Below are 6376 nucleotides of genomic sequence, written 5' to 3' on the forward strand. Positions count from 1 at the left end.
TCCGAGTTCAGAGGCTCAACTTCCGAGTTTAGAGGCAGTTCTAACTGTCTTCTGCACTATTCAAAGTAGAACTTAGGATTGAGTTTATCATCTGTATCGGGGACAGAGATTCATTTAACAATAACTATTAATCCAAAATCTAAAATCTAAAATCCAAAATGGTCAAGATGCGGGCGTTATTGTCTGGGTATTACGGTAAAGGTAATGGTGGTGACGAAGCTTTGTTGGCGACGCTTTTGCAAATGCTACCATCTGATGTAACGCCTGTGGTGCTTTCTGGTAATCCAGAACAAACGCGCGATCGCTACAATGTAGAAACCTACGATCGCATGGCTCCCTTAGCAGTGCTGCAAGCTTTACGCTCAAGTGATGCCTTGATTTGGGGCGGCGGGAGTCTCATTCAGGATGTTACCAGCACTATCAGCCCATTTTATTATGGGGGATTGATGGCATTGGCGCAGAAAATGGGTTTGAAAACTGTTGCTTGGGCGCAGGGTATTGGCCCGTTAGTGCGTCCGCAAACTCGCTGGCTGGCACGGCAAACCTTTGGTAATTGTACCAAAATCAGTGTCCGCGATCGCGCCAGTGCTGCTTTATTATCTGATTGGCAAATTCCTTGTATTATAGCTCCTGACCCAGTTTGGGCGTTGGAGTCAAAACCAGTTCCAGGACTTTGGGATTTACCTGCGCCGAGAGTTGCACTAACGTTGCGATCGCATCCCCAACTTACAGAAACACGCCTAGCAAACTTAACTCGTGCTTTGGTTGACTTTCAAAAAGCTACGCAAGCTTTTATTTTACTACTGCCATTTCAAAAAAGTGAAGATTTAAGTATTGCCGAAGCCATTCAACCACATCTTAAAGATGTTAGCAAGATTTTATGTCTGGAAGATCCGCAACTTTTGAAAGGTGTGTTTCGCGGCGTTGAAATGGCGATTGGGATGCGCCTACACAGCTTGATTATGGCTGCATCTGTTGGTTGTCGCTGCTTTGCTCTCAGTTATGATCCTAAAGTAAATCGTCTGATGGAAGACTTGGAAATGCCTGGATGGGATTTAGCTAGTTTACCAGATGACCCCAATTTGATTAGTCTGACTTGGATGGAGCATTACGCTAATGGTGATCCGTTATCACCAGAGCAAATACAATCTTTAGTAGATAGAGCATTAATGCACCGCGAGTTATTGAGCCACGCTTTATGTAATAAGTAAGAGTGAACAATGTAGAGCGAATAAAATGGAAAACTTTTAGAACTTACCCACTGTACAAAAGAATCATATTGTGTATCTACGCAAATCCCTCTTTTGCGGCTTTTATTAATCATTCTTTTAGCGGGAAGGGAGTAATTGTCAAAATTTTATGAAGTGATTATAAAAATACCTCAGTATTTATTATCCAGATTCACTTTAGCGATACTATTTACTAAATGCAAAAATAATTATTGAGATAATTTTAATGATCAGCTTTGGCTTTTGGAACCTAATTATAGTAATTTTAGTTGCTTTAGTTCTCAAAAATAATTGGCGATTAGATGAAGAAAAGGCAGCCTGGAAAAATTCTTTATTCTTAAAATCTTCAGTGATCCAACGGTTGATACAATTTTTTCGTCAACCAATTGTTAACTTCCTCCTCCAAGCAAGTGTTGTATTAGTCGTTACAAGATTTCTCTGTTATACAGGTTGGCTACTTTATTTCCTAAACCAGCCAAATCCACCTTTATGGGATTTTCAGTGGTATTATGTGGCGAGTAAATTGGCTCATCAGCATGTGAGTCCTTTTAATGTCGAGATTTTTAATCAGAATTTTTGTACCATAACTACGGTGTGTGGCTCTCTTCCACCGTTTGTCTATCCACCTAATATTATTCCTCTCATCTGGTTTCTCGGTTATTTTTCGATGAATACTGCATTTAAAATCTCGATTTTAATGCATATATTAGCAATCGGATTAGCCTTATGGGGAGCGAATATATTGCTAGAGTCGAAATCACGAGCTTTCAGAACTATTTGCACAATCTCTATTGCCTTAATTTATGGCGTAGTTCGCGATCTTCAAGTTGGTAATATAGCAATTTTGATTGCAGTTCTTATCTTATGGATGTTTATCTTTGCTAGAAAAAATCAGGATATTCCAGCAGGAATTTGCTTAGGGCTTGCCCTTTGTAAACCAACATTAGCTGCATTATTCGTTCTGTATTTTCTATTTAAAAGACGGTTCTCTCTAGTTTTTGTATCTGTTATCACAGTAACTTGTCTAGCATTTTTAGGTCTAGCCTTGACAGGTAATTCTTTGACACAATTCGTGTCGGATGCATCTCGTGGATTTTCCCTCTGGCAAAACGATCCCGCAGTTAGCCCTTATATATCGATCAGTCGTCTAGATTTGATGGTTGTGGGGCCGAGATTAGTTCCCAATAACCCATTCTTTGCCAAGCTTTTGTCAAACTTAATTGTTCTGATACTTCTTGGTTTGACGGGTTGGTATTGGTATTTACAACAATCTCTTACAGACTGGTCAAAAAAAATATATTTAGCAGAAATGGTAATAGTTTCTTGCTTGAGTATTGGCATCAATTATTCGCAGGAAACTAGTTCTGTGATGTTAATACCTGCTGTTGTTTTTTTGCTCAATGATTTGCTGTATCAGATCAGGCATTGTAAATTCTCTAGGAGAAGAATGTCTGTTTGGTTAGCAGGGGTTTGCTGTCTTGCAGTGCAAACAGCAGTTATTCATGGCTGGCTCATCCACTCTCTAGCAAACCGATGGAACGTGAAAGCAGGGGAATTGCCATACATTATGAAAATAACTATCTTCGCCCTACCGAGTTATGCGGTTTTAGGAATCACTCTGAGTATTTTAGTTTTAGCAATTAGTTCCCTTCGTCAAAAACAGGTGATGAAATTTGAATCTTTGAATCGAATTGAGATATAATTCGTAATTCGTAATTCGTAGTTGCTAGGACTTACGAATTACGAATTAGTAATTATTTGCTCATATTGATACTAAAGTTTAAAATTAGATTTACCTTTTACCGCTAACAATTCCTGACCATTGAACTTTTTTCTCTTTCTCCCGGCGGTAAGAAAAGAAATGCTCTGGAGTTTGGAAAGTACAATAAGGTGCGATCGCAATTTGTTCTGCACTAATTCCCATGTTTTCCAGTTGTAAGGTATTCACTCGCCGGACATCTAACCTTACCTTTCCAAGATTGGGGTCTTCTAGTAAGGGTGAATTTGGTAATTCATACAATGCTTGAACAATTTTTTCTTCATCGTTATATGGTATAATGCTAGCTCCGATTTCAGCAGCCACTTCGATAGAGACTTGGTAAACCTCACCAGTGATCGCCGGCCCCATCGCAATGCGTAAATCATCAAGTTTGCTGCCTTGAGATTGTAATTGAGCGATCGCTAAGGGAACAATCTTTTTGGCAGTCCCTCGCCAGCCTGCGTGTAATGCTGCCACCCGTCCAGTTTGCACATCCCCAATTAACACGGGTGTACAATCTGCACTAGCGACCCAAACAGCTTGGAGAGGTTGTTCGCTAACTAAACCATCTGCCGATGCCAAATCCTCCCCAGCAGTGCTTAAGAAGCTCTCAACTTCTTGGGGGGTGAGAACAGTATTGCCATGAACCTGCTTTAAGCGATAGACTGATGCCTCTGGTTGCAATACTTCTGTGATAACTTGTGGCGATCGCGGCCAAAACTGCTGGGTGAAGAAGCCGTGATGCCAACGTTCCAGAATACTACAAGTTAGATAGGGCAGTCCTTCCCAATTGCGCCAGTGCCAAGTGTGCATCTTCAACCAAACCTAAACAGAAATCACTCATCAGCCAATCAATGCTAACTTGAACAACGGAATTTGGGTTAACTGCTGTGGGATTTAATTTGCAAAACTTGGAAGCAGCCTTGAAAGCAGGGCGTAAGTATACATATTTACCATTTTCCCTCCACTTTTTTGAAAGCGTCTCTTCAACTAATCAAACCCTCTGGAACTTACTCAACCAAGGGGCTATTTCCGGAACAGTAGTAATCGCAACTGTGCAATCTGCTGGGCGGGGACAATGGGGACGCCAGTGGATTTCTCCGGTTGGGGGATTATATGTTTCCGTGGCGATTTCTTTCGACCACAAAATAGAGGCTACTGACAGCTATCAGCTAACTTTCGCTACTGCTTGGGGAATTGCCTCTCAATTGCGCCAATGCGGTGTTGATGTTGGGATAAAATGGCCCAACGATTTAGTTTTAAATGGTCGCAAACTAGGTGGCATTTTGACAGAAACCAAAGTAAACAAAGGACAAATTATACAAGCAGTAATTGGTGTTGGTATTAACTGGACAAACCCAGTACCCGAAACTGGAATAAATCTGGAATCGTGGCAAGCTTCCCAAGATTTCAGACCAATTTCTTGTCTGGAAATGCTCACCTCTACAGTATTGCTGGGAATAGAATCCGGTATAGAGTGCCTTTGCCAAGAAGGAGTAAACGTACTTTTGTCTCGCTATTTAGATTTGCTTACAAACATGGGCGATCGCGTCTACGTCAACAATATTTCAGGTAAAGTAGTTGGGGTGACTCCTCAAGGAAATTTACGAGTTGATTTAGAAACACATGATACAAAGGAACTAATTACACCGGAAATTTATATTGAACCCGGTACAATCAGTTTGGGGTACCATAAATCTTCCGTTTAAATTTGAGGTTTGTTCAAAATTTCGCTCTTTGGGCAAGACAAACCACTAGCATCATCTCTTCCTTGCTAATTACACACAACTGAGAGAACAAATGACGCAGCGCAATAATTCTGCCCCTCATCGTTTGCATTACTTATGGCAGCAAGGTCTAACAAAAAAACGTTTTGCCTCAACACTACCAGCTCAGAGCCTCTGTTGGCTGAGTAGCGTCAGCCTCCTTAGCGGCGGCTTTGTGTTTGCCCAAACGGAAACACAAATAGACAATATCGTTCCCACAGTTGAAAGTTCCCAGCCAACAGCAGTTACAAATCCAGTTAAAAAGCAGGCTGTTGCACCAGAAGCCGCTCAAGCGCAACCGGAATTTTCCCAACGGCGAGCCAGACTCAGACAGAGACTACACAAGCCAGAGGTTGCTCAATCAAAAGAGCCAGTTAGGCAGTCTACACCCAAAATCGAAGCTGCCCAACCTGTTGTAATTATCAGACAGTCAAAGCCTAAGGTAGAAGCCTCCCAGGTTACTCCTGCACGGGTGAGACAGGAAAAACCCAATACCCCTTTGCGCTCTTTACCTGAAAAACTTCCAGAAGTTGCTCAACCATCAAATAACTCGAACAGCTCTGTCAGTGCAACGGCGGAAAAAACCAAGGATTATAATAACGCTTATATAGATCCTAATAGTTATGACAGTGGTGCCACAGGTAGTTATCAAGCACCAAATTCCGTAATTCTCACAGAACGCTCCAGTGGTTGTCGAGCCATTTTGCCATCAGGGCAAAGTGTATTAGGGGGCGTTTGCGCCAAAGTACCACAAAGGAGTGTAGCTGATTCTAATAATAAACCAGCACCTACTTGGCTCAAAAGAAGTCAAAATGCACAATTACCAGTAGTTTCACCTGTGCGGCAGATTGCATCTTCTACTGGCAACACTAGCAGATGGCGTGCCACTCCAACTCAAAGTGGTTCTAGCGGTGTCACCAAGAGCGGATTTCGCCCTAATCGGTTTATTCCGAGTCCCGGCGAGTTCAGCCCCACAACAGTGAGTGCAACTCCCATCGCACCGAGTGGTGGTACTTTACCGCCACCAATGGCAGATGGCAATATTGCACCCCGTCCCAGCAACGTAGCTTATGACTTCTCACTAGCATCAGTATTGCCGCAAATCCCCTACACGGCGAGAGTCGCCTATAGTGGTACGGGAATGATGTATCCACTGTCTATACCCGCCGCCATCACTTCTGTATTTGGTTGGCGAATTCATCCAATCACAGGTAATCAACGCTTCCATGCTGGTACAGACTTAGGTGCGCCTACGGGAACACCAGTTTTAGCAGCAGCTGCTGGTCAAGTGGAAACTGCTAACTGGGTGGGTGGTTACGGTTTAACCGTTATTCTAAATCACAAATCTGCTGAACAAACTCTCTACGGTCACATGTCAGAAATCCTTGTTCAACCTGGTCAATGGGTACAACCTGGAACTGTCATCGGGCTAGTTGGCAGCACCGGGAACTCCACAGGCCCTCACCTGCACTTTGAAGTTCGCCACCTGTCACCGAATGGGTGGGTTGCTACTGACCCAGGCGTGGAATTACAAAGCGCCCTCAGCCAGTTAGTGCGAGGTTTACAAACTGCTCAGGTAAGCCAAGAACCAGGTAGCTGAGACTGGGGACTGGGGACTGGGG

The 6376-nt window shown here is 42.9% G+C and carries 5 protein-coding genes; 4 read left to right on the top strand and 1 reads right to left on the bottom strand.

The annotated features are described in order from the left end of the window. Window positions 1–167: 167 nt before the first annotated feature. Both csaB and ACFFAP_RS34595 read left to right on the top strand, forming a co-directional pair. Window positions 168–1211, top strand: coding sequence for a polysaccharide pyruvyl transferase CsaB (gene csaB / locus ACFFAP_RS34590; protein ID WP_375515447.1), 1044 nt, complete (start codon window positions 168–170; stop codon window positions 1209–1211). A 244-nt stretch (window positions 1212–1455) separates the two neighbouring features. Further along, window positions 1456–2931, top strand: a complete 1476-nt coding sequence (locus ACFFAP_RS34595; protein WP_375515448.1) for a glycosyltransferase family 87 protein — start codon at window positions 1456–1458, stop codon at window positions 2929–2931. Between the two features lie 90 nt (window positions 2932–3021). On the opposite strand, the gene pgeF is transcribed toward ACFFAP_RS34595, so the two are convergent. After that, window positions 3022–3801: a peptidoglycan editing factor PgeF gene (pgeF, locus tag ACFFAP_RS34600; RefSeq protein ID WP_375515449.1), complete on the bottom strand. Its 780-nt coding sequence runs from the start codon at window positions 3799–3801 to the stop codon at window positions 3022–3024. 77 nt (window positions 3802–3878) lie between these two features. Between pgeF and ACFFAP_RS34605 the strand changes: the two genes are divergently transcribed. Both ACFFAP_RS34605 and ACFFAP_RS34610 read left to right on the top strand, forming a co-directional pair. Then, the gene (locus ACFFAP_RS34605) at window positions 3879–4697 is read left to right on the top strand and encodes a biotin--[acetyl-CoA-carboxylase] ligase (RefSeq protein ID WP_375515450.1); all 819 of its coding nucleotides are present in this window, start codon (window positions 3879–3881) and stop codon (window positions 4695–4697) included. Window positions 4698–4788: 91 nt separating this feature from the next. Further along, entirely contained in the window at window positions 4789–6354 is a 1566-nt protein-coding gene (locus ACFFAP_RS34610) for a M23 family metallopeptidase (protein WP_375515451.1), read from the top strand. The last annotated feature ends 22 nt before the right edge of the window (window positions 6355–6376 follow it).

It is taken from the genome of uncultured Nostoc sp. (genome assembly GCF_964245575.1).
GTDB lineage: Bacteria > Cyanobacteriota > Cyanobacteriia > Cyanobacteriales > Nostocaceae > Nostoc.